Annotated in this window: 20 protein-coding genes and 1 pseudogene; 7 read left to right on the forward strand and 14 right to left on the reverse strand. The window is 70.2% G+C overall.

The genetic code is table 11. From position 1 onward, the window contains the following. Positions 1-89 precede the first annotated feature (89 nt). Positions 90-1,712, reverse strand: coding sequence for an ABC-F family ATP-binding cassette domain-containing protein (locus tag ACWY4P_RS22940; protein WP_456212428.1), 1,623 nt, complete (start codon positions 1,710-1,712; stop codon positions 90-92). A 71-nt stretch (positions 1,713-1,783) separates the two neighbouring features. On the opposite strand from ACWY4P_RS22940, the gene ACWY4P_RS22945 reads away from it, so the two are divergent. Next, on the forward strand, positions 1,784-2,656 hold the full coding sequence (locus ACWY4P_RS22945; protein WP_456212429.1) for a hypothetical protein: 873 nt from the start codon (positions 1,784-1,786) through the stop codon (positions 2,654-2,656). 69 nt (positions 2,657-2,725) lie between these two features. Here the strand turns inward: ACWY4P_RS22945 and ACWY4P_RS22950 are convergent, their stop codons facing one another. The 3 genes from ACWY4P_RS22950 to ACWY4P_RS22960 form a co-directional block, all read right to left on the reverse strand. Next, positions 2,726-3,505, reverse strand: a complete 780-nt coding sequence (locus ACWY4P_RS22950; protein WP_456212430.1) for a hypothetical protein — start codon at positions 3,503-3,505, stop codon at positions 2,726-2,728. 165 nt (positions 3,506-3,670) lie between these two features. Next, entirely contained in the window at positions 3,671-4,381 is a 711-nt protein-coding gene (locus tag ACWY4P_RS22955; RefSeq protein WP_456212431.1) for an SDR family oxidoreductase, read from the reverse strand. A 55-nt stretch (positions 4,382-4,436) separates the two neighbouring features. Beyond that, entirely contained in the window at positions 4,437-5,252 is an 816-nt protein-coding gene (locus ACWY4P_RS22960; RefSeq protein ID WP_456213023.1) for an oxidoreductase, read from the reverse strand. 107 nt (positions 5,253-5,359) lie between these two features. Between ACWY4P_RS22960 and ACWY4P_RS22965 the strand changes: the two genes are divergently transcribed. Then, positions 5,360-5,950 (forward strand): TetR/AcrR family transcriptional regulator, encoded by a 591-nt coding sequence (locus ACWY4P_RS22965; protein WP_456212432.1) that lies wholly within the window; start codon positions 5,360-5,362, stop codon positions 5,948-5,950. 72 nt (positions 5,951-6,022) lie between these two features. Then, positions 6,023-7,100 (forward strand): annotated as a pseudogene (locus ACWY4P_RS22970) (IS630 family transposase). Positions 7,101-7,226: 126 nt separating this feature from the next. On the opposite strand, the gene ACWY4P_RS22975 reads toward ACWY4P_RS22970, so the two are convergent. Together ACWY4P_RS22975 and ACWY4P_RS22980 are read right to left on the reverse strand one after the other, a co-directional pair. Then, entirely contained in the window at positions 7,227-7,421 is a 195-nt protein-coding gene (locus ACWY4P_RS22975) for a DUF397 domain-containing protein (RefSeq protein WP_456212433.1), read from the reverse strand. A gap of 13 nt (positions 7,422-7,434) precedes the next feature. Next, positions 7,435-8,286 carry a helix-turn-helix domain-containing protein gene (locus tag ACWY4P_RS22980; RefSeq protein WP_456212434.1) on the reverse strand — a complete coding sequence of 284 codons (852 nt, stop codon included), beginning with the start codon at positions 8,284-8,286 and terminating at the stop codon, positions 7,435-7,437. 238 nt (positions 8,287-8,524) lie between these two features. Between ACWY4P_RS22980 and ACWY4P_RS22985 the strand changes: the two genes are divergently transcribed. Beyond that, the gene (locus ACWY4P_RS22985) at positions 8,525-9,037 is read left to right on the forward strand and encodes an ATP-binding protein (RefSeq protein WP_456212435.1); all 513 of its coding nucleotides are present in this window, start codon (positions 8,525-8,527) and stop codon (positions 9,035-9,037) included. Positions 9,038-9,048: 11 nt separating this feature from the next. Here the strand turns inward: ACWY4P_RS22985 and ACWY4P_RS22990 are convergent, their stop codons facing one another. Then, on the reverse strand, positions 9,049-9,657 hold the full coding sequence (locus ACWY4P_RS22990; protein ID WP_456212436.1) for a CGNR zinc finger domain-containing protein: 609 nt from the start codon (positions 9,655-9,657) through the stop codon (positions 9,049-9,051). Positions 9,658-9,713: 56 nt separating this feature from the next. Here ACWY4P_RS22990 and ACWY4P_RS22995 point away from each other — a divergent pair, with 56 nt between their 5' ends. Next, positions 9,714-10,286: a haloacid dehalogenase type II gene (locus tag ACWY4P_RS22995; protein WP_456213024.1), complete on the forward strand. Its 573-nt coding sequence runs from the start codon at positions 9,714-9,716 to the stop codon at positions 10,284-10,286. A 46-nt stretch (positions 10,287-10,332) separates the two neighbouring features. On the opposite strand, the gene ACWY4P_RS23000 is transcribed toward ACWY4P_RS22995, so the two are convergent. After that, positions 10,333-10,977 carry a dihydrofolate reductase family protein gene (locus ACWY4P_RS23000; protein ID WP_456212437.1) on the reverse strand — a complete coding sequence of 215 codons (645 nt, stop codon included), beginning with the start codon at positions 10,975-10,977 and terminating at the stop codon, positions 10,333-10,335. Positions 10,978-11,267: 290 nt separating this feature from the next. Between ACWY4P_RS23000 and ACWY4P_RS23005 the strand changes: the two genes are divergently transcribed. Beyond that, positions 11,268-13,349 (forward strand): glycosyltransferase, encoded by a 2,082-nt coding sequence (locus ACWY4P_RS23005; protein ID WP_456212438.1) that lies wholly within the window; start codon positions 11,268-11,270, stop codon positions 13,347-13,349. On the opposite strand, the gene ACWY4P_RS23010 is transcribed toward ACWY4P_RS23005, so the two are convergent. Continuing rightward, positions 13,324-15,231 carry a LamG-like jellyroll fold domain-containing protein gene (locus ACWY4P_RS23010; RefSeq protein WP_456212439.1) on the reverse strand — a complete coding sequence of 636 codons (1,908 nt, stop codon included), beginning with the start codon at positions 15,229-15,231 and terminating at the stop codon, positions 13,324-13,326. The two genes, ACWY4P_RS23005 and ACWY4P_RS23010, sit on opposite strands and share 26 nt — an antisense overlap. A 157-nt stretch (positions 15,232-15,388) precedes the next feature. Further along, entirely contained in the window at positions 15,389-15,835 is a 447-nt protein-coding gene (locus ACWY4P_RS23015) for a hypothetical protein (RefSeq protein WP_456212440.1), read from the reverse strand. 313 nt (positions 15,836-16,148) lie between these two features. On the opposite strand from ACWY4P_RS23015, the gene ACWY4P_RS23020 reads away from it, so the two are divergent. Further along, entirely contained in the window at positions 16,149-19,910 is a 3,762-nt protein-coding gene (locus ACWY4P_RS23020) for an nSTAND1 domain-containing NTPase (RefSeq protein ID WP_456212441.1), read from the forward strand. A 31-nt stretch (positions 19,911-19,941) separates the two neighbouring features. On the opposite strand, the gene truA is transcribed toward ACWY4P_RS23020, so the two are convergent. From truA to rpsD, 4 genes are all read right to left on the reverse strand, one after another. Beyond that, positions 19,942-20,835 (reverse strand): tRNA pseudouridine(38-40) synthase TruA, encoded by an 894-nt coding sequence (truA, locus tag ACWY4P_RS23025; protein ID WP_456212442.1) that lies wholly within the window; start codon positions 20,833-20,835, stop codon positions 19,942-19,944. A gap of 83 nt (positions 20,836-20,918) precedes the next feature. Further along, complete coding sequence (gene rplQ, locus ACWY4P_RS23030; RefSeq protein ID WP_456212443.1) at positions 20,919-21,440, reverse strand: 50S ribosomal protein L17; 522 nt, start codon at positions 21,438-21,440, stop codon at positions 20,919-20,921. 131 nt (positions 21,441-21,571) lie between these two features. Then, the gene (locus ACWY4P_RS23035; protein WP_456212444.1) at positions 21,572-22,594 is read right to left on the reverse strand and encodes a DNA-directed RNA polymerase subunit alpha; all 1,023 of its coding nucleotides are present in this window, start codon (positions 22,592-22,594) and stop codon (positions 21,572-21,574) included. Positions 22,595-22,730: 136 nt separating this feature from the next. Then, positions 22,731-23,357, reverse strand: coding sequence for a 30S ribosomal protein S4 (rpsD, locus tag ACWY4P_RS23040; protein WP_456212445.1), 627 nt, complete (start codon positions 23,355-23,357; stop codon positions 22,731-22,733). Positions 23,358-23,369: the final 12 nt, after the last annotated feature.

Raw genomic sequence — 23,369 nt, forward strand, 5'->3', positions numbered from 1 at the left:
TGAGAACGAGCAAGCCAATACGCATAACGAACTGGCAGAATACCGGCCCGCCCCCGCACGGGTCAAAACGCCCTCCCGCCGCGCCCGGCTCACCGCTCCCGCGCGCCGGGCCGTCCCTCGTCCCACACCGGCTCCGGCGCCTCCCGCACCACCCCGTCCACCCCGAAGACCAGAAAGCGGTCGAAGGACCGGGCGAACCACCGGTCGTGCGTGACAGCCAGCACCGTCCCCTCGTACCGCTCGAGCCCCTCCTGCAGCGCCTCCGCACTCTCCAAGTCCAGATTGTCCGTCGGCTCGTCCAACAGCAGCGCGGTGGCCCCCGCAAGCTCCAACAGCAGAATCTGGAAGCGGGCCTGCTGCCCGCCAGACAGCTTCTCGAAGCGCTGGTCGCCCTGGCGCTCCAGCTCATAGCGGCGCAGCGCGCTCATCGCGCCGCCCCGGTCCTTGGCGTGCTCGGTCCACAGGATGTCGACGAGGGGACGCCCGTCCAGCTCGGGGTGCGCGTGGGTCTGCGCGAAGTGCCCGGGCACCACCCGCGCCCCCAGCTTCCACGTGCCCGTGTGCGTCACCCCGTCCCCCGCCAGCAGCCGCAGGAAGTGTGACTTCCCCGACCCGTTGCTGCCGAGCACGGCCACCCGCTCCCCGTAGAAGACCTCCAGGTCGAACGGTTTCATCAGCCCGGTGAGCTCCAGCCCCTGGCAGGTCACCGCGCGCACCCCGGTCCGGCCGCCCTTCAGCCGCATCCGGATGTCCTGCTCGCGTGGCGGCTCCTGCGGCGGGCCCGCCTCCTCGAACCGCCGCAGCCGGGTCCTGGCGGCCTGGTAGCGGCTGGCCATGTCCGAGTTGTACGCCGCCTTCTGCTTGAAGGTGAGCATCAGCTGCCGGAGCTTGGCATGCTCCTCGTCCCAGCGCCGCCGCAGCTCCTCGAAGCGGGCGAAGCGCTCCTTGCGGGCCTCGTGGTACGTGGCGAAGCCACCGCCGTGCACCCAGACGTCGCTGCCCGCCGGGCCCGGCTCCACGCTGATGATCTTCTCGGCGGAGCGCGCCAGCAGCTCCCGGTCGTGGGAGACGAACAGCACCGTCTTCTTCGTCTCCCGCAGCCGCTCCTCCAGCCACCGCTTGCCGGGGACGTCCAGATAGTTGTCCGGCTCGTCCAGCAGCAGCACCTCGTCGGCGCCGCGCAGCAGCGACTCCAGCACCAGCCGCTTCTGCTCGCCGCCCGACAGGGTCCGCACCTGGCGCCACTGCGCCCGCTCGTACGGGACGCCGAGCGCGGCCATGGTGCACATGTCCCACACCGTCTCGGCCTCGTACCCCCCGGCCTCGGCCCAGTCGCTGAGCGCCTGCGCGTAACTCATCTGCGCGGGCTCGTCGTCCCGGGTCATGATCGCGTGCTCGGCCGCGTCCACCGCCTCGGCGGCCTTCCTGACCCCTGGCCGCGCGACCGACACCAGCAGGTCCCGCACCGTCCGCTCATCCCGTACGGACCCCACGAACTGCGGCATCACCCCGAGCCCGCCGCTGACCGTCACCGATCCGCCGTGCGGCTTGAGCTCCCCCGCGATCAGCCTCAGCAGCGTGGTCTTCCCCGCGCCATTGGCCCCCACCAGCGCGACCGCGGCGCCCTCGCCGACCCGGAACGACACATCCCCGAGCAGCACCCGTCCGTCCGGGAGGTAGTACTCGAGATGGCCGGCCTCCACATGTCCCATGGACCGGATTGTGACCTCCGGTCGCCTACCGGACCAACCGGTTTACCACCTGCGCGGATTAAAATGCGGGCATGAGTTTTGGGCAGGGGGGGCCGTACGGGCCCGGGGGAGGCTACGGGCCCGGGGGTTCTCAGCCGCCGACGCCGGACTGGGCGGCGCTGGCCGACGACAGCGCCAGGCGCGGCCGCCGCCGCAAACTGCTGTTCATCGGCGGCGGGGTGCTCGCCACGGCCGCCGTCGGGGCGATCGTCGCCACGGCCGTGATCAGCAGCGGCGGCAAGGGCAAGTCCTCCAACAAGTCGGACAAGTCCGCCAGTCAGCTGCCCTCGCCCCAGGACCTGCCCAGCGAGTCCCCCACCCCCGAGCCCACGTTCTCCGACGTCGCCCCGCCGGCCCCGCCGAAGCCGCTGGACATCATCTCCAGCGCGCAGCGGGACAAGGCGCCCATCAGCACCGGCACGCTCTTCCCCGGCAAGAAGGCCGTCGGGAACGGCCACGAGTACACCAAGACCGCCACCACCGCCACGAAGAGCTGCGCGACGGCGGCCCAGGGCAGCCTCGCCTCCGTCCTCACCAACAACGGCTGCCGCCGGCTGTTCCGCGCGACCTACACCAAGGACGGCGTCGCGGTCACCGTCGGCATAGCCGTCTTCGACACCAAGGCTGCGGCCGAGCGGACCAAGCAGCAGGCGGCGCCCAATGTGGCGTCCCTGGCCGGCGGCGGCGTGCCCGTCTTCTGCCGCCAGGCGGACTGCCAGGCCTCCACCAACGCCATCGGCCGCTACGCCTACTTCACCATCGCCGGCTACACCTCCGGCGCGGACGTGACCACCTCCGACACCAAGGCGGTGGCGGCGGGACGCGACATCGCGGACTACGCCTTCCGCCGCATCCTGGAGCGCGGCAACCAGCAGGCGTCGGCGGCGGCGACGGCCACCAACTGAAGGCCGCCGCCCAGCCTGGACCCGGCCCCGCGGCCGCGCGGCCGGGCCCAGGCGGACGGCGGCGCTCTGTTACGCCTTCAGCGCCTTCTCCAACTTGGCGACCTGCGCCGAGACCACGGCGTCCGGGAGGAGGGGCTTGGTCGGGTTCGCGAGGTCGACGCCGAAGAGCACGGACAGGTGCGCACCGGAGCGCACGATCGTGAACTTCACCGTGCCGACGTCCGACTTGCCCGCCTCGGTCACGGTGTAGGACACCGCCTCGTCGCCGAGCTTCGGCGCGGTCAGCGGCTCCACCTTCGCGACATCCGCTTTCTGGCCGGTCCCGTCGGTCGCCTTGAACCCACCGGTGCATGCCGCGAGAGCGCCCCGCAGGTCCGATATGGTCTGCTCGGCGCCGGCCTCCGCGTACGCGGACACCCGGATCATGCCCGTGGCGGCCCCTGTGCCCTTGCCGCTGCCGAGCAGCGCCCCCTCCGAGGAGAACGTCGCGTACGCCGAGTCCTTCGGCGCCGGGGCCGTCTGAGCCCCCATCAACTGCGCCAGCGGCTGACACTTGGCCTCCGCGGCCTTCGCCGACCCGCCGTCCGTGAACTCCTTGTCCGTCATCTTCTCGATGTCGAACTTCTTGACGTCGGCCTTCACGAGCACGGCCTTCTCAAGCGCGGCCTTCGACAGCGGCGGGGCCTGCTGCTCCGCCCCCGGCGTCTTCTCGGCGGTCTTCCCAGCTGGCTTCTCTGCCGACTTGTCGGACTTCTTGTCACCGTCGGAGTCGCCGCCACACGCGGTCACCAACCCCAGCGCCGCCACGGCCGTGACCGCCAACACGACGCGCGACACAGACTTACTCACGTTTTTGTCCACCCTTTGTTGACTCTCCCGCGATCGCGGTTGGGGTCATCAAACAACGGGTTGCGCGCGCTCGAACAGAGGTTTCCATGACGATCCGATATCACCGAAAAGGTTGCTCCACGCCCGATCACGAGATCGCAACGGACCGGCATTCCGTTTCGCCGCCTAACGGGAAACCCCGGCCAGCTGCGGGTAGAGCGCCGCGACGCCCGTGGCCAGCCCGGACCGCACCTGGCGGCTGATGTCGTCCGCGACGATTTCGTAGGCGCCGGCGGCGATGCCGTCGACGGCGACCCGGGCGATGTCGGCGGGGTCGGACTTGGGCTCGGTGATCGTACGGGTCATGTCGGTGTCCATGAAGCCGACGTGCAGCCCGGCCACCCGGATGCCCTGGTCGGCGAGTTGTACGCGCAGGGCGTTGGTCAGGGACCACTGCGCGGACTTGGCGGCGCAGTACGCGCCGCTCTGCGGAACGCTGAACCAGGACAGGACGGAGAGGATGTTCAGGATCGCACCGCCGCCGTTGGCCGCGATCTGGGGCGCGAAGCCGCGGACCACCGAGAGGGTGCCGAAGAAGTGGGTGTCCATCTCCAGGCGGATGTTGTCCAGGTCTCCGGTGAGCAGGTCGGTGCCGGTGCTCGAGCCGGCGTTGTTGATCAGTACCGTCACGTCGCCCGTGGCCCTGGCCGCGGCGGCGACGGAGGCGGGGTCGGTGATGTCGAGAGCGATCGGCTTGGCGCCCGGCAGGTCGACCTGGTCGGGGTTGCGGGCACCGGCGTAGACGGTGGCGCCGCGGCTGAGCAGCTCGGCGGCGAGTGCGCGGCCAAGGCCCCGGTTGGCTCCGGTGACGAGGACTGTGCTGGTGGAGAGGTCCACGGAAGACTCCTGATGAATCGGATGTATGGGGGTTTCTCTGTCAGCCGGGCAGCTGTCAGCCGGGCAGCCGGTTGAGCTTGCGGATCTGCCGGTCGAAGGCCCGGGAGGGAACGATGCGGCGCAGCACGCTGACGCGTCCGGCCGTCGCGCCGGCGGTGTACCGCAGCTTCGGCTTCGCGTCGGTCGCCGCCGCGACGATCACCTTGGCGACGAGGGCGGGGTCGTCGCCGCCCTCGACCCCCTCCGCCAGCACCTGGTCGAAGATCTGCCGCTGCTTCGCATAGACCGGCACAGGGGCGTCGGGCCGCGGGACATGTGCGTCGAACGCGGTCCTGGTGCCGGCGGGCTCGACGAGGAGCACCCGGACGCCGTGCTCCCGGACCTCGTGGTCCACGGACTCGGAGTAGCCCTCGACCGCGTGCTTGGACGCGGCATAGACGGCCATGTACGGCGCGGGAACGAACCCGAACACGGACGAGATGTTGATGATCCGGCCGCTTCCCTGGGCGCGCATATGCGGCAGGACGGCCTTGGTCATGCGCATGAGGCCGAAGACATTGATGTCGAAGACCTGTCGGTCCTGTGCGACCGAGCGTTCCTCGGCGGCACCCGCCGAGCCGACGCCGGCGTTGTTGATCAGGACGTCGAGCCGCCCGAACCGCTCGATCACCCGCTCGACCACGCGGGCAACCGACTCGTCACTGGCCACGTCGAGGTCGAGGAACGTCACACCGTCACGCTGGGTGACGCCCGTCGCGCTCCGGCTCGTTCCGACCACCTCGAACCCCGCTTCGACGAGCGCGAGCGAGGCCGCCTTCCCGATGCCCGAGGACGCACCCGTCACAAGTGCCACCGGCCGATGTGTCGTCATCATGAACTCCTGGACTCATTGAATTACGACCATAATGCAACTACTCTGGAGCGGGAGTCAACCGAGGGCAAGCGGCCCTTCCCGCGAGGCGACGAGGGGAGCAGCCGGTGGCGCGGTACGGGAAAGAGCACAAGCAGGCGACCAGGCAGCGGATCATCGAGGCAGCCGGCCGCCGGTTCAAGCGGGACGGCATCGACGGTTCGGGGATCGCCACGCTCATGGCGGACGCGGGGCTGACCAACGGCGCCTTCTACGCCCACTTCGCATCCAAGGAGGACCTCGTCGCCATCGCGGTCGCCGACCAGCTACGCGCACAGAGCGCGAGCTTCAGCGCGCAGGCAGCCGAACGCGCCGGACTCGAGCGGTTCGTGCGTGCGTACCTCTCGGCCGAGCACCGCGACAACCTCGAGGACGGCTGCCCCTCCGCCGCCCTGCTCGACGAGATCGGACGCTGCGCGGACGCGACCAAGCGGGCGTTCACCGAAGGCGTGCTGGCCGTCATCGACGACATCGCCGCCCGCCTGGCGCCTGACGATCCGCCGTCGGCGCGCGCGAAGGCCCTCAGCGTCTTCGCCATGATGGTCGGGACGCTTCAGCTCTCCCGCGCCCTGGCCGACCGGCGACTCGCCGATGACGTCCTCGAGCAGGGCATCCACAACGCCCTCGCGCTGCTGGGCGCCGGGCCCGAGCGTTACTGACTTCGGCGTTTCGGGGTCTGGATCTGTGTCGGGACCGGTGACGCGGTCCGTCTGAGCTGGTACGCCGGAGGCATGCGGTATCCGGACGGGGGCGGGTTGACCGCCGAGCAGCGCAGGCGCCGGGAAGAGGTACGGATACGGGCCGTTGACCTCTTCGAGGAGGGCGTGGAAGTCCCGTGCATCGCCCGGGAGTTACGGGTGAGTGAGAAGTCGGTCTACCAGTGGCGCCGCACCTGGAGGACGGGCGGACGCGAGGCGCTGCGTTCCAGGGGCCCCTCCGGCTACGGCTGCCGGCTCGGCCCCCACCTGCAGGCCAAGCTCGCGATGTGGCTGGAGGAGGGGCCGGCCGCGCACGGCTGGGCGGACGACCAGGTGTGGACCGCCGCAAGGGTACGCACGCTGATCGGGCGGAAGTTCCACATCTCCTACAGCGTCTCGGGGGTCACCCGGCTGCTGCACCGGATGGGCTACAGCGTGCAGATGCCCGCCCGGCCCGCCGCCGAACGCGACGAGGACGCGATCACCGCATGGCGGGAGGCGACCTGGCAGGAGGTAAAACCCTCCGGGCGGCGACCGGCGCGTTCATCTGCTTCGAGGACGAAGCGGGCGTGACCGGTCGACCGCCCAGGGGCCGGACCTGGGGCCGGCGCGGGATCACCCCGAGGGTCAAGGTGTCCGGCCGCAGCCGGGGACGGCTCTCGGTGGCCGGGCTGCTGTGCTTCCGGCCGGGTCTGCCCGCCCGCCTGTGCTACCGGCTGCGTCGGCATACCGGCCGCAAGGGCGAGCGTCGCTCGCTGGGTGAGACGGACTACATCCGCCTGCTCGATGGCGCCCACCAGTTGCTGAAGGCCCCGCTGATCGTGGTGTGGGACCGGCTGAGCACCCACATCTCCAAGACGATGAAGGCACTCGTTGCCGAGCGGGACTGGCTGACAGTGGTCCTGCTGCCCGGGTATGCGCCCGACCTCAACCCGGTGGAGGGCCTGTGGGCGCACATCAAGCGGAGCCTGGCCACCTGGCCGCCCGCACCCTCAGCGAACTGGAGACTCTGCTCCGCAGGCGACTCAAGGCGCTGCAGTACCGGCACGGCATCCTCGGCGGATTCCTCGCCGGGACGGGCCTCACTCTCGACAGACCGGACGGACCCTAATACGCCGAAGTCAGTAACGCCCGGCGCCATGCGGAGCGCCGGGGCTCCACCCCGGCGGAGGCGGGCAGGCCGCCGGCCTGCCCTGACCGTTGCGACCCGCGCTCGGGCCGCCCCTTTCGCGGGAGGTCAGGACACGTCGTCGAGTGCCCCCGCCTTGACCCCCGATATGAACGCCCACAGCGCGCGCCGGGTCGTCACCAGGACGACGTCGGGTTCATCGCTCTCGCGGAGCATGACCGCGCGGTCGCCCGCGGCGGCGACGTAGACACAGGACGAAGCTTCCTCGCTGTATGTGGACTTCCGCCAGCCGAGCGTGGACACCACCATCTCCCCTTCAGATCTCCCGTGCGATGCGCCGAATGAAGTCCCGTGATTCCGCCGCCCCAAGAGTGGCCTCCTCCATACGGTCCAGCACCAGCCGGTATTTCTCCAGCTGAGCGGCATCATCGATCAGCTCGACGCCGTGCGCGGTGTCGAGCTGCACGGTGTCGAGCTGGGACACAGGGCCGCAGAAGTAGTCGACCCCGTGGGCCGAGACGGGGAAGGACTGGCTGCCGAACGGAATAACGAGGACGGTGACGTTGTCCCGCTCGCTCATCGCGATGACGTGCTCAAGCTGGGCCCTGGCCGTCTCGGGCCCGCCGAATCCCATCCGAAGCGCGGCCTCGTGGATGACCGCCGTGTACGACAGCACCTGCTCCCGGAACAGGACCGCCTGTCGCTTGATCCGGTACGAGACGCGGTACTCGATGTCCGGCGGCATGAGCGACGGCACCACACCACGGAAGATCGCCCTGGCATGCTCGGGCGTCTGCAGCAGCCCCGGGATCGTGATCACTTGCGCGACGCGCGCCGAGACGGCGTGGTGCTCCAGCTCTGCCAAGTCCAGCAGGCCGGTGGAGAGCGTCTCCCGGTACTCCTCCCACCAGCCCCGCTTGCGCTCCCCCGTCATTCCGGCCAGGGCCTCGACAAGGTCCGAGTCAGCGCAGCGGTAGTTCTGCGCCAGGGTCCGGACCCGGTCGGCGCTCACCGCGTACCGACCGGCCTCGATGTTGCTGATCCGCGCCTGGTTCCCACCGAGCAGGCTGGCTGCCGCCGTTGACGACATCCCCGCGCCCTCGCGCAGCTTGCGCAGTTCGGCTCCAAGCCTCTGCTTTCGCGCGCTCGGCGTACTACTTGGCGGCACGGGCCGTCCCCTCCTCGGATGCACACGCCGTGCAGACGTCACCCACACGGGTTGAAGCTGAAAGACTTTCGCAAGCTTCGCTGGAAGACATTACAGCGAGCCTCATATCGTGTGAGGCAGGCCACTCAACTGGCCCGCCGCACAACGCGGAAGCGCACCGGCCTGCCCGACTGCAGCGAGGGGACGGCAACGACACCGCGCGGCGCCAGCCAATTCCACCTCCCGTCAGGAGACTTCCATGCCCACCGTATCCGCGCAGGCCCCTTGCGCAGAGTCATCCAGCCAACCCTGGACCTACTCGCTCCGCCTCCCCCACGACGCCCGGGCCGCCCGCGTCGCCAGGGTCACCCTCCGCGCCGTGCTCGACGGGCACGGCATGGCCGGGCTCGCCGACACCGCAGAACTCCTCACCAGCGAAATGGTCACCAACGCCCTCCACTACTCCGACGGCCCGGCCCAGCTCCGCCTCCGCAACATGGAGCCGGACCGCCTCCGGGTCAGCGTCTGGGACTCCAACCCGCGCATCCCCAGCCCCTTCCACACCCCACCCGGCCCGCTCACCCACCACAGCGCCCTCATCGAGGCAGCCGCCACCGCTCACGCCACCCACGGGCGCGGCCTCCTCCTCATCCGTCTGTGTGCCGACAACTGGGGCGGCCACCCGCTCACCGACCACCACTCCGGCACCAGCGGAAAGCTCCTGTGGTTCGAGCTGACCCCAGGTCAGAGCGGGTTCGAGCCCGCCGCCTGACCGTTGAGGAGTCAGGCGCGCCGGTCGGGCGTCGCAGCTTGGCGGGCGCGGTGGTTGGCGACGTTGACGCGGTTGCCGCACAGGCCGGGCATGCAATAGCGGCGGCTACCGGGCCGGGTGGTGTCGATGAACGCTCCCCGGCAGGCGGGCGCGGCGCACGGGCGGAACCGCTGCTCCCCGAGGGTGTGTACGACGCCGAGGATGCCAATGCCGCAGATCAGCGAGAGGGCGTCGGCGATGGTTGCTCCGTCGCGGAGCGGGACGGCCCAGCCTGTGCGGTTCTCGTGTACGGGATCGGGAATCAGGGTGGCGCCCCGGGCGGGCGAGGTGAGCGTGGCGGCACCGGCGATGAGGTAGCCGCGGTCGGGGTGATCGATCAGGTCACGCACGGTCATCCGAAGTGTGTGAACCGCACGAAGGTCGGCTGCGCGTCCGCGGCGGGCGAGTTCGGACAGAGTGCCAGAGACGTCGTCGTTGCCGCACTGGTCGCCGTGCAGGTCGGTGAACGCAACGAGGGCGGCCAGGTCGGACAGGCGGTCGTCGCCGCGCCAGACCTCGGCGGTGGTGTTGACCAGCGCGGTCGCGACCCCCGCCGCCCAGGCATATTCGTCCAACGCCATTTGCATCCTTGACGAACCTCTCGCTACGTTCGACTAACAGCCACTTTAGCCCTTACATACGCACTGCCGTCCACGCCCATCCACGCCCCTGCTTCGCCCCAGGAGACCTCACGTATGACGGCGGCCGGCCCTACCTCACCAGCGACGCCCTCGGCCGGGAAGCCGCCCGGCTCGTCGCCGACGCCGCCGGAGTCGACGACCCGACCGCCGTGGCGGCGCTGGCCCTGTCAGGTCGCCGACTCCCGCCGTGGCCCGACACCGTGGCAGGGCTCGCCCGACTCGCCGAACGGTTCCCGCTGATCGGACTCTCCAACGCGAGCCAAACAGCGCTGCTGGGACTCAACGCCCACGCCGGACTGCGCTGGCACCAGGCCCTGTCCGCCGAAGTCGCCCAGACCTACAAGCCGGACCCAGCGGTCTACCAGCTGGCCGTCACCGTCTCCGGACGACCGCCGGAGCGGCTGCTGATGGTCGCCGCCCACGCCTGGGACCTGCGCGGAGCGCAGCGCCTCGGCCTGCGCACCGCCTACGTCGCCCGCCCCGTCGGCGACCCGCCCACCCCCTCGGACCGGTTCGACCTGCACGCCGACGACCTGGCCGACCTGGCCGACCAACTCGACAAGGCCTGAGGCGCCCGCATCCGCCGCATCTGACGTCCCCGACCGGGCCCTCGTGTCACTTGCGCCAGAACAGGTGGTGCGTCACGCCGCTCGGGCTGGGCACGACATCGAGGTGGAAGCGGTCGAGCAGCTCATCGGGTGACTCCCAGAGCCGCACCCCGGATCCGAGCTCCGCCGGCGAGACCGCCACGTGCATGGTGTCGACGAGGTCGGCGTCGAGGAACTGCCGGATGGTGGTAGCCCCGCCGCCGAGTCGGACGTCCTTGCCCTGCGCCGCCTCCCGCGCCTGCTTGAGGACCGTGGCCGGGTCGCCGCCGACGAAGTGGAACGTGGTGTCGGAGAGCGTGAACGAAGGACGCTTGTGGTGGGTCATGACGAACACCGGGGTGCGGAACGGGGGCTCGTCACCCCACCAGCCGCACCACTCATGGTCCTGCCAGGGACCGCGCTGGGGACCGAACTTGTTACGGCCCATGATCTCGGCGCCGATGTTGCGCGCGTAGTCCCGCGTGAAGTAATCGTCGAGACCGCGGCTCCCCCCGGGGTCGGTGCGCATGGGCCAGCTCGCCGTGGCGCCGGCCCAGGCGAACAGGTCCCCCGGATCGGCGTGGCCGAACGGTCTCGCCATGCTCTGGTGCTCACCGGCACCGTATCCGTCACTCGAGACGTTGAAGTTCTGCACTCTCAGCAGCTGATTCACGTGGCTCCTCCCGCGTGGTCGACAACGGTTGGACCGCCGAGGCGGGGAAAACTCATCGCCGCGGCCATGACCGACAGTCAACCCACGCGGAAGGTTGTACCGACTGACCCAGATGTGGGGCATCACATATCACCTGCCGCATAAGCAACCTTTCCCCCGCTGGTCCGTCTTACCGAGCAAAACCGCACCGTACCGGCCCTGACCAAGCCGGGAGGGCGTATCAGCGCGGAGACTCGGGCCGGAGGGGGGCCGACGCGCGGCGGGGTCTCCCCGGCCGCGCGTACATCACCATGAAGATCTCGTTCCTGCTGCACAACGCCTATGGAATCGGCGGCACCATCCGTACGACCTTCAACATGGCCGGCGCACTCGCCGCCCGCCACACGGTCGAGATCGTCACCGTCATGCGGACCCACAGCGCGCCCAGCCTCCCGCTCCACCCCGCCGTCCGAATCACACCGCTGATCGACCGGCGCCCGGACGCGAAGGGGAGCGACGCGGACGATCCGCTGCTGACCCGCCCCACCTCGCACATCCCCACCGCCGAGGCGAAGGGCACCACGAACTTCAACGCGCTGACCGACCAGCGCATCGCCGCATACCTCGCGGGCACCGACGCGGATGTGGTCATCGCGACCCGCCCCGGGCTGGTGATCTACCTGGCAGAGTTCGGGCAGCGCCGCTATGTGCGGATCGGGCAGGAGCACCGGATCTACGGCACCCACCAGGCCGACCTCCGCGCCGCCTGCGACGCCGCCATCGCCCGCCTGGACGCGTACAGCACCGTCTCGGAGGCCGACGCCGGGACGCACCGCGCCCATCTGCCCGGCGTGACCACCCGTATCGTCGGGCTGCCCAACGGGGTCCCCGCCACGGAGGTCGAGCCTTCCGACAGCACGGCGAAGCTGGTCGTGGCGGCCGGGCGGCTCATCCCCGTCAAGCGGTACGACCTGCTGGTGGAGGCCTGGGCGACGGTCGCCGCCAAACACCCCGACTGGCGCTTACGCATCTACGGCCGAGGCCCCCAGCAGCCCGTCCTCCGCCGCCGGATCGACGAACTCGGCCTGGCCGACCACATCACGCTCATGGGTGCCCACTCCCCCATCGAGACCGAGTGGGCCAAGGGCTCGATCGCCGCCGTCACCTCCCGCGAGGAGTCGTTCGGCATGACGATCGTGGAGGCCATGCACTGCGGTGTGCCGGTCGTCGCCACCGACTGCCCCCACGGGCCCGGCGAGATCATCACACATGGCCAGGACGGCCTCCTCGTCCCCGTCGGCGACAGCGACGCCATCGCCAAGGGGCTGCTGAGCCTGATCGAGGACGACGAGCTGCGCCGCTCGATGGGCGCGGCGGCGCGCACGGCGGCGCGGCGGTACGCGCCGGAGCGCGTGGCGGAGGCGTACGAGCGGCTGTTCGCGGAGCTGTACGCGGCACGCGGCGCGGCCGTCCCGGCCACCCGGCGCGGACATGGTCCGCTGCTGGGGCTCCGGACCCCGGGGACGCCCCTGAAGACCACCCTCAAGGGCGCGGTCAAGCAGCTGATCCGCAAGCCGTTGCGCCCCACCGCCTCCTGCCGCGTCGACGCGGACGGCAACCTGACCGTCCTGATCGACCGTACGGACGTGCGCGGCTCCGACCTCGCGCTCACCCTCACCCGCCGCGACGACCACGACGGCCAGGGGGCCGCCCCCCTCACCCTGCCCCTGCGCCCCCCGGCCACCGACGACGCCCCCTGGACCGCGCTGCTCGACCGCCGCGCCCTCTCCCTCACCGAGGGCCGCTGGGACCTGCACGTCATACGACCCGGCGACGGCGCCCGCCGCCACGTGGCCTGCCGCTTCGCGGAGGGGCGCGGCCTGCTCGGCCTGGAGCCGCCGCACGACGCCCCGTTCTCCTGGTGGATCCCGTACCGCACCACAGGCGGCCATCTCGCCCTGCGCACCTGGCACCGCACCGCCCATGCCGAGGCCCGTACGATCCACGCCGACGCCGAGACGGTCAACGTGGCCGGCACCTTGTACGGCACCACCTTCCCGGCGGACGCGGCCCTCACCATCCTGGCCATCCCCCGCGGCGGCCCGTCCCGCCCTTTCACCACCCCCGCCACGGCCCTGGGCCCGGCCGACTTCCGCTTCGCCGTCCCGTACGAGCGGATCCGCGAGGCCCACACGGACTCGCCCAAGGCGCCGGTGTGGGACCTGACGCTCCGTCTCACCCCAGAGGGATCGGACCTCATTCGCGTCGGCCGGATCCTCGGCGACGTCGTGGACCGCAACAGAACGGACCTCTACCCGGTCACGGCCGGGATCCGCCCCTACCTCACCAAGGCCAACAACCTGGCCGTCACATGTCCGGTCCCCGGGAAGTGAGCCCAGCCTTGGGGTCTCCGGGTTCGGGAAGGCTCGCGCCGGACTCGATGAGGGAGAGCCCCGACACGGCCACGTCCTCGAGCACGCCCTGGAAGACACGCACCTCGTCGACGGCCCCGGAGAAGTAGTCGCCGCTGTCCGAGCCGGTCGTGGACCGGCCGACCTCAAGGCGCGTTGTGGAAAGGTCCCAGGAGTTGGCCCACATCGTCTCCGCGCCGATCACTTCGCCGTTGACGTAGAGCCGAACCTCGCGGGTCGTCGCGTCGTACACGAGCGCCAAGTGGTCGCCGATGTTCTCGTCACTGGGGTAGGTACCCACGTCCCGGGCCGTGCTGACCGTGGTTTCGCTGTCGTCCCGGCTCGTCACCGCGAGCTCCCAGCTGTGCGTGGCGGGGGAATACCGCACCACGGCCGCCTGGGCGGAGTGGCCGGAAAGGCTCAGTACCGTCTGCTCCCCGTCCGCGTCCAGGGACGACAGCCGGGCTCGGGCGGTGATCGAGAAGCTGTCCTCGGAAGCCAGCAGCCCGGCCGCCCGGTCGGCGAACGCACTGGTGCCGTTCAGGGCCAGGTGTCCGTTGCCGCTGAGGGCGTCCGCATCCGGATCGACCACGCAGTCCGGGTCCGTATGGGGGTCGCACCCGGGATCCGCCGGGGTGTAGATCGACGCGCCGCCGCGCAGCGAGAGTCCTGCCCCTGCCGGCTCACCCGGCCGCTTCGGATCCATGTCGGGGGCGACGCTGTCGGTGGCGGATTCAAGGGGCCAGTACGCGACCTGATGAGGCTTGGCGATGCCCAACTCCTCGGCCTCGGGCGCCGGGACGACGCGGTCGTACGCCCGCACATCCGCCACGATGCCCCGCAGATGGCCGGTGTAACCGGAGGCAGAGGCCTCGCGCCCGATCTGCAGGCCGCCGGCTCCCGTGGCCACGGTGCGGCCCGGCTGGACGTCCTCCTTCAACAGACGCCCGTTCACATACAGCCGGAGGCTGCCCGCTTCGGCGTCATACACCCCCAGAAGGTGGATCCAGCTCTGCCGTGGTGCGGCCCCGCCCGACACCTCCCACGACAGGGGCCTGCTGCCGGCAGGCGACGCGCGAAAGGTCCAGGCATCCGCCTCGTCGTCATATCCCAAGGCGAAGCTGGGCCCGTCGGTGCCGTCCTGGCTGAGCACGGTCATCGAACGGGATGGCCGATCGGGCAGATGCACCCAGGCCCCCACCGCGAACGCCTTGCGCATGTCGAGGGCCGACGCGCCCCCGTCCAGGTACGCGCCGCTCGTGCCGTCCAGGGCCGCAGCCGTATCCGCGTTCCAGCCATGGCCGGGGCGTCCGAACACCACGCCAGGCCCAGCCACGGCGGACTCAGCGGACCCGCTGCCCTGGGCCCGCTCCGACCCCTCCGGGTCGCCCAGCCGCCAGGCCGCCTTGGGGACCCGTCCCGAGGAGACCCGGAACCAGGAGGCGCCCGTCCCCACGATGGAGCCTGCGCTGTCGTACGCCCTCACGGACAGGTGATATACGCCTGCGCTGTCCGGCATGAAACGAAAGCTCGCAGGACCGCCGGGAACAGACGGGGTTACGATCGCTCGGCCCTGACCGGTCAATTCGTACTGGTACCCCACCGCGTCAGGGGACGCGGCGTCCAAGGTGAAGGTGCCGTACTCGCCCGCGCCGTCGTACCACTGCTTATCGTCCGGGTATCGATCCGATGTGATGGTCACCGGCTCGATGTCCGCCGCAACAGCCGCGGGCGCGCCGAATGGCAGCCCGGCGGGGCTGCCCGTCACCGCCCCGGCGAGCAGCATCGTCAGCGCCGCGCCCACCGCCCCGGCCCGCACCCAGCGTCTGTGTCTGTGGCCGTCTCTTCCGTCTCGCTGTCCCATCCCCACCCCTTGTGATCAGCTCATGTGACCCAAGAGACACTTCCCGGACAAGCATGCGAATACAAGGCGGTAACGGGCCAACCACCAGGCGAGCCACGGGCGCCCAGCCCCAGCCAGGCGCCCGCGCTGCCCCAGGATCGGTGCACGTCAGGTGTGGTCAGATGCCCTTGCCGCAGTGCCAGGACGCGTCGTTCCAGTTGAGGTTGGCGATGCACACCCGGGCCTTGTAGCCCGTGTGGTCCCAGTAGTAGCCGGTGTGGTCCTTGCGGTTCTTGACGATGTGCTGATCGGAGATCATCTTGTAGGCCCCACCGTTGTGCTTGCGCTCCAGGATCATGGCGCACCTGGTGCCGCTCCACGACTGGACGAGTCCCTGGGCGAACCAGTGTCCGTTGGTCTTCTTGGTGTTCATCCACCCCTTGCAGGCGCCCCGCGTGACGACCGAGTCGGGCTCGTATCCGTCAGCGTGGACGACACTGTGCTGCGCCGTCGCGGCGACCACCGGTCGGCCTGTGTCCCCCGCCTGGGCCGGAGCCGCGAATGCGAGTCCTCCGGCCAGAGCGGCAGCTGCCGCCGCCAAGGCAATGCTCTTGTGTGTGCTCACGATCTTGTCCTCTCTCCGTGGGCCAGGCCCCGATGGCTGCTGCCGTGCGGATGCGGGCGTTGTCCACCCTCGTAGGCCTACGTTCGCGATTCGCTTCAGCGCCGCTGTGGGGCGTTGCGCCTTCGAGTTCACCGGGGCCGGCATTGATGCGCAGCCCTGTTCCGCCACTCTGTTCAACGGGTCCAGCGCTTGCCGCCGTATCGGCCGGTGCGTAGCTTGGCGGGCTGTCGGCTACGTGACGGCGGGGGCTCCAGGGGAGGGGTATCCAGTGGGGGGTCGTCCTGAGAGTCCGCTGGATCCAGCTGCCGGGCCGGTGCAGAAGTTCGCGTACGAGTTGCGCAAGCTCCGCCAGGAGGCTGGAGGGCCCAGCTATCGGGCGATGGCACGGAACACGGACTACGGGACGACCACGTTGTCCCGGGCGGCGGCAGGTGAGCAACTGCCGACACTGCCAGTCGTCCTGGCCTACGTGCGGGCCTGCGGCGGCGACTCGGAGGAATGGGAAGAACGCTGGCGGCAGGCAGCCGCGGAAGAAGCCGCCGAGCCGCGCACCGACGACGACGCCGAGCCCCCGTACCGGGGCCTGGCCCGCTTCGAACCCGGCGACGCGGCCCTGTTCTTCGGCCGCGACCAGCTCATCGACGACCTGCTCCACCTGACCGCCCACCACCGGATCACCGCGGTCGTCGGCGCCTCCGGCAGCGGCAAATCCTCCCTCCTGCGCGCCGGCCTCATCCCCCGCCTGCGCACCACCGACAACCCCCGCTTACGCCCGGCCGCCCTGCGCGTCATCACCCCCGGCGCCCACCCGCTGCGCACCCACGGCCAGCGGCTGGTCCCGAAAGAGGGCGAGGAGGGGGACACCTGGCTGGTCGTGGACCAGATGGAGGAGCTCTACACCCTCTGCACCGACCCGGAAGAACGCACCGCGTTCATTGACCGCCTGCTGACCGCTGCCGCCCCGGGCAGACGACTGCGGGTGCTGGTCGCCGTACGGGCCGACTTCTTCGGACACCTGGCTGGCCACCGCCCCCTCGCCGACGCGCTGCGCGAAGCCACCCTCCTGGTCCCGCCCATGAACCGCGACGAACTCCGCGAGGCCATCGTCAAACCCGCCCAAGCCGCGGGCCACATCGTCGAACGCACCCTGACCGCCCGCATCCTCGACGAAGTCGACGGCGAACCCGGCGCCCTGCCGCTCATGTCCCACGCCCTCCTGGAAACCTGGCACCGCCGCAAAGGCCGCGCCCTCACCCTGACCGCCTACGAAGCCGCCGGCGGCGTCCACGGCGCCATCGCCCAAACCGCCGAAGACCTCTACACCCACCTCTCCCCCCAACAAGCCACCCACGCCTGCCGCATCCTGCTGCGCCTGATCACCCCAGGAGACGGCGCACAGGACACCCGACGGCCCGCACCCCGGGAGGAGCTGGCGGCAGACGCTTCCCCCGAAGCCGCTGAGGTACTGGAGCGGCTGGTGAAGGCACGACTGGTCATTCCCGACGGCCGAACCGTGCACCTCGCCCACGAAGCTCTCATCGCCGCCTGGCCCCGGCTGCAGAGTTGGATCGACGAAGGCCGCGACCGCCTGCGCCTCCACCGCCAGCTCACCGAAGCCGCCCACACCTGGCAGACCCTCGGCCACGACCCCGGAGCGCTCTACCGCGGCACCCGACTCGCCGCGGCTGAAGAAGCCTTCACCACGACCAACTCCGACGGCGACCTCACCACTCTGGAACAGGACTTCCTCACCAGCAGCTCCACCGCCCGCCACCAAGAGGAAGAAGCAGCCGCCCGCACCACCCGGCGCCTGCGCCAGTTCGCCACCACCTTGTCGATCCTGCTTGTGCTCGCCCTGACCGCCGGGCTGATCGCCTGGCAGCAATACCGGACCAGCGAGCAGGAGCGACATCAGGCGCTCAGCGCCCAGCAGATCGCGCTCTCTCGTCAGCTGGCCGCCCAGTCGGCCGGCCTCCTGGATTCCAACCCTGACCTGGCCTCACTCCTCGCGGTCCAGGCCTACCGGACCAGTCACACAAAGGAGGCGACTGCCAACCTTTTCGCCGCTGCAGCTCGCCCCCTGCAATACCGACTGACCGGACACACCGAGGCCGTGGGGTCAGTGGTGTTCAGCCCAGACGGCCGCACTCTGGCCAGCGACAGCGACGACAAGACGGTACGCCTGTGGGACGTCGCGACCGGTCGGCCTCGTGCCACCCTGGCCAGCCCACCCGACAAATTGAGTCTGGTGGCGTTCAGTCCGAACGGCCGCAGCTTGGCCAGCGGTGGGGAGGATGGAAAGGTCCGGCTGTGGGACGCGGCGACCGGCAAGCTCCGCACCACCCTGACCGGACACACCGAGGCTGCTGCGTCGGTGGCGTTCAGCCCAGACGGCCGCAGCTTGGCCAGCGGTGGGGAGGATGGAAAGGTCCGGCTGTGGAACGCGGCGACCGGCAAGCTCCGCACCACCCTGACCGGACACACCGACCCCGTGTGGTTGGTGGCCTTCAGCCCGGACAGCCGTACCTTGGCCAGCGGTGGGGAGGATGGAAAGGTCCGGCTGTGGGACGCGGCGACCGGCAAGCTCCGCACCACCCTGACCGGACACACCGGCATTTTAGGGTGGGTGGCCTTCAGCCCGGACAGCCGTATCTTGGCCAGCGGTGGGGAGGATGGGAAGGTCCGGCTGTGGGACGCGGCGACCGGCAGGCACCGCGCCACCCTGACCGCAGACACCGACTACGCGGGGGTAGCGTTCAGCCCGGACGGCCACACCTTGGCCAGCGGTGGGGAGGATGGGAAGGTCCGGCTGTGGGACGCGGCGACCGGCAAGCTCCGCACCACCCTGACCGCAGACACCGACTACGCGGGGTCGGTGGCCTTCAGCCCAGACGGCCACACCCTCGCCAGCGGTGGGGAGAATGGGAAGATCCGGTTGTGGGACGTGGCGACCGGAAGGCTGCTTACTACCCTGACCGGACACACCGACTACGTGGGGTCGGTGGCCTTCAGCCCAGACGGCCACACCCTCGCCAGCGGCAGCGCCGACACGACGGTGCGCCTGTGGAATGTGGCGACCAGGCTGCGCACCACCCTGACCGCAGACACCGACTTCGTGGGGTCGGTGGCGTTCAGCCCGGACAGCCGCACCCTGGCCAGCGGTGGGGCTGATGGGAAGGTCCGGCTGTGGGACTCGGCAGCTGGAAGGCACCGCACCACCCTGACGGGACACACCGAGGCCGTAAGGTCGGTGGCGTTCAGCCCGGACGGCCACACCCTCGCCAGCGGTGGGACTGATGGGAAGGTCCGGCTGTGGGACTCGGCGACTAGAAGGCCGCGCACTACCCTGACCGCAGACACCGAGGCCGTGGAGTCGGTGGCGTTCAGCCCAGACGGCCACACCCTCGCCAGCGGTGGGACTGACAGGAAGATCCGGTTGTGGGACGTGGTGACCGGAAGGCCGCGCGCCGCCCTGACCGGACACACCGACCCCGTGTGGTCGGTGGCGTTCAGCCCGGACGGCCACACCCTCGCCAGCGGTGGGGAGAATGGGAAGATCCGGTTGTGGGACGTGGCGACCGGAAGGCTGCGCACCACCCTGATTGCGGACCCCTACGCCGTGGGGTCGGTGGCGTTCAGTCCCAACGGCCGCACCTTGGCCAGCGGTGGGACTGATGGAAAAGTCCGGTTGTGGGACGCGGCGACCGGCAGGCACCGCACCACCTTGACCGGCCTCACCGAGGCCGTGGGGTCGGTGGCGTTCAGCCCCGACGGCCACACCCTCGCCAGCGGCAGCGACGACACGACAATCGGGCTGTGGGACGTGGCGACCGGCGGGCTGCGCACCACCTTGACCGGACACACCGAGGCCGTGGGGTCGGTGGCGTTCAGCCCCGACGGCCACACCCTCGCCAGCGGCAGCGACGACACGACAGTCCGGCTCTGGGATGTTGATCTCCCCGACCCAGCCTCCTCCATCAGGAAGCTTTGCCAAGCAGTCCACAGGTCCTTCACCAAAAGTGAACGGTGGCTCTACCTCCCGGACCAACCCTCCACCCCAGTCTGCCGATCATGAGACACAGCAGACCCGCCGCCCCCAACCCCGCTCAGCAGCACCCCGCCCCCGCCGCCGGACCCACCAGCGGCAGCGACCGCTTGTTGCGGGCCTCGCGGTTGCGGGCCGCGAGTTGGTCGTCGGCGGGGTAGCCGACCTCTTCGAGGGTCAGGCCGTGGGGGCGGACGACGTGGACGGCCGAGTCGCGGACTCCGGCGGCCAGGACCTTGGCGGGCCAGTCCGGCGGGCGGTGGCCGTCGCCGACGAAGAGGAGGGCGCCGACCAGGGCGCGGACCATGTTGTGGCAGAAGGCGTCGGCCCGGACGGTGGCGGTGATGAGGCCGTCGGGGCCGCGCTCCCAGCTGAGGTGCTGGAGGGTGCGGATGGTGGTGGCGCCGTCGCGCTTCTTGCAGTACGCCGCGAAGTCGTGCTCGCCGAGCAGCTTTTCCGCGGCCGCGTTCATGGCGTCCACGTCCAGCGGCCAGTCGTGCCACAGCACATGGCCGCGCAGCAGCGGGTCGACGCCGCCGGGGTGGTCGACGACGCGGTAGGCGTAGCGGCGCCAGATGGCGGAGAAGCGGGCGTTGAAGCCAGGCGGGGCCTCGGTGACGGACCAGACGCGTATGTCGTGCGGGAGCCGGCCGGCCAGGCGGCGCAGCAGCTTCTCGCGGTGCTCGGCCCAGATGGGCTCCGGGAGGTCGACGTGGGCGACCTGGCCGCGCGCGTGGACGCCCGCGTCGGTGCGGCCCGCGACCGTCAGCTCCACCGGGTCCTGCATGCGCATGACGACCTTCAGGGCACTCTCCAGCTCGCCCTGCACGGTGCGCACCGTGTCCCGGCCGCGCTGCTTCGCCCAGCCCGAGAAGTCCGTGCCGTCGTACGACAGGTCCAGTCGGACGCGTACGAAGCCGTCTGGCGCCTCGTCAGTCACCCGCGGTTCCTCCATGAATCTCGCTCCATATGGGACGGGCCCGCCCCCATGTCGCTGGGGCGGGCCCGTCACCTCAAGCCGTCAAGCCTTCAGAACGCTCAGGCGTCCTTCGACTCCTCCGCCGGAGCCTCGGCGGCCTCGGCCTCGGTGGCCTCGGCAGCCTCGTCCTTCTTCAGGCCCTCGAGCGCCTGGTCGCCGGCAGCGTCCTTCGCGGTGCGCTTGGTGGCGGCCTCGGCCTCGCCGACGGCCTCCTGCTGCACGGTCAGCGCCTCGACCAGCTCGATGATCGCCATCGGGGCGTTGTCGCCACGACGGTTACCGATCTTCGTGATGCGGGTGTAGCCGCCCGGCCGGTTCTCGTAGCGCGGCCCGATCTCCGTGAAGAGGGTGTGCACCACGCTCTTGTCGCGGATGCTCTGCAGCACCAGACGGCGGTTGTGAAGGTCGCCCTTCTTCGCCTTGGTGATCAGCTTCTCCGCGACCGGGCGCAGGCGGCGGGCCTTCGCCTCGGTGGTCTTGATCCGGCCGTGCTCGAACAGCGAGGTGGCGAGGTTCGCCAGCATCAGCCGCTCGTGCGCAGCGCTGCCGCCCATACGGGCGCCCTTGGTGGGCCTCGGCATGTGTTTCTCCTTCGGTCTGCACCGGCCGTATGAGGTACCGGTGTCAGTCACCGACGGGCGAGTGCCCGCCGGAAGTCACAGCCAGGGCTCCGAGCCCAGGGTTCAGAACCCCGGGCTCGGAGCCCCGTGGCTCAGTACTGCTCGGTCTCGACGAAACCGGCGTCCGCGTCGTCGTCCGCGCCGAACGCGTCCGCGGCCGCGGTCGGGTCGAACCCGGGCGGGCTGTCCTTGAGCGCCAGGCCCATGCCGGCCAGCTTGGCCTTGACCTCGTCGATCGACTTGGCGCCGAAGTTGCGGATGTCGAGCAGGTCCGCCTCGGACCGCGCCACGAGCTCACCCACGGAGTGGATGCCCTCGCGCTTGAGGCAGTTGTACGAGCGGACGGTGAGCTCGAGCTCCTCGATCGGCAGCGCCAGGTCGGCGGCCAGGGCGGCGTCCGTCGGGGACGGGCCCATGTCGATGCCCTCGGCGTCCACGTTCAGCTCGCGGGCCAGGCCGAACAGCTCGACCAGGGTCTTACCGGCCGAGGCCATGGCGTCGCGCGGGCGCATGGCCTGCTTGGTCTCGACGTCGACGATCAGCTTGTCGAAGTCGGTGCGCTGCTCGACACGGGTCGCCTCGACCTTGTAGGTGACCTTGAGCACCGGCGAGTAGATGGAGTCGACCGGGATCCGGCCGATCTCCTGGCCGACCTGCTTGTTCTGGACGGCGGAGACATAGCCGCGACCGCGCTCGACGGTCAGCTCCATCTCCAGCTTGCCCTTGCTGTTCAGCGCGGCCAGGACCAGGTCGGGGTTGTGCACCTCGACACCGGCCGGCGGGGCGATGTCGGCGGCCGTGACCAGGCCGGGGCCCTGCTTGCGCAGGTACATCACGACCGGCTCGTCGTGCTCCGAGGAGACGACCAGCTGCTTGATGTTGAGGATGAGGTCGGTGACGTCCTCCTTGACGCCCGGCACGGTGGTGAACTCGTGCAGGACCCCGTCGACCCGGATGCTGGTGACAGCCGCACCGGGGATCGAGGAGAGGAGCGTACGACGCAGGGAGTTGCCGAGGGTGTAGCCGAAGCCCGGCTCCAGCGGCTCGATCACGAACCGGGAGCGGAATTCGTCGACGACCTCTTCGGTCAACGAAGGACGCTGAGCGATCAGCATGGTGTTTTGATCCTTCAGTCGTGGGCGCCCGCTATATGACGCCCTCTGTACTGACGATGGTACGGGCGGCACGGGCCGAATGACCCGTACCGCCCGTAGCCGGAGCTACTACGCTCAGTAGTACTACGGGGAGTACTTACTTCGAGTAGAGCTCGACGATCAGCTGCTCCTGCACCTGGGTGTCGATCACCTGGCGCTCGGGCAGCGAGTGCACGAGGATCCGCAGCTGCGACGGAATGGCCTCCAGCCACGCCGGCACGGTGCGGTCGCCGGCCTCGGCCTGAGCCACCTGGAAGGGGGTCATGGTCCGGGACTTCGGACGAACCTCGATGATGTCGTTCACGGAGACGCGGGCCGACGGGATGTCGGTCTTGCGGCCGTTCACATTGATGTGTCCGTGGCGGACCAGCTGGCGGGCGTGGTCGCGGGACTTGGCGAAGCCGGCCCGGTAGACCACGTTGTCCAGCCGCGTCTCGAGGATGCGAAGAAGGTTCTCACCGGTCTTGCCGGACTTCTTGTTCGCCTCCGCGTAGTAACCACGGAACTGCTTCTCAAGGACGCCGTAGATGCGGGTGGCCTTCTGCTTCTCACGGAGCTGCAGCAGGTACTCGCTGTCCTTGGTGCGCCCGCGACCGTGCTCACCCGGGGGGTAAGGACGGATCTCGATCGGGCACTTCGCGCTCTCGCACTTGCTCCCCTTGAGGAAGAGCTTCTGCTTCTCCCGACGGCAACGCTTGCAGTCGGCCCCGGTGTAACGCGCCATTATATGTCTTGT

The sequence above is a fragment of the Streptomyces sp. LZ34 genome, from assembly GCF_053890475.1.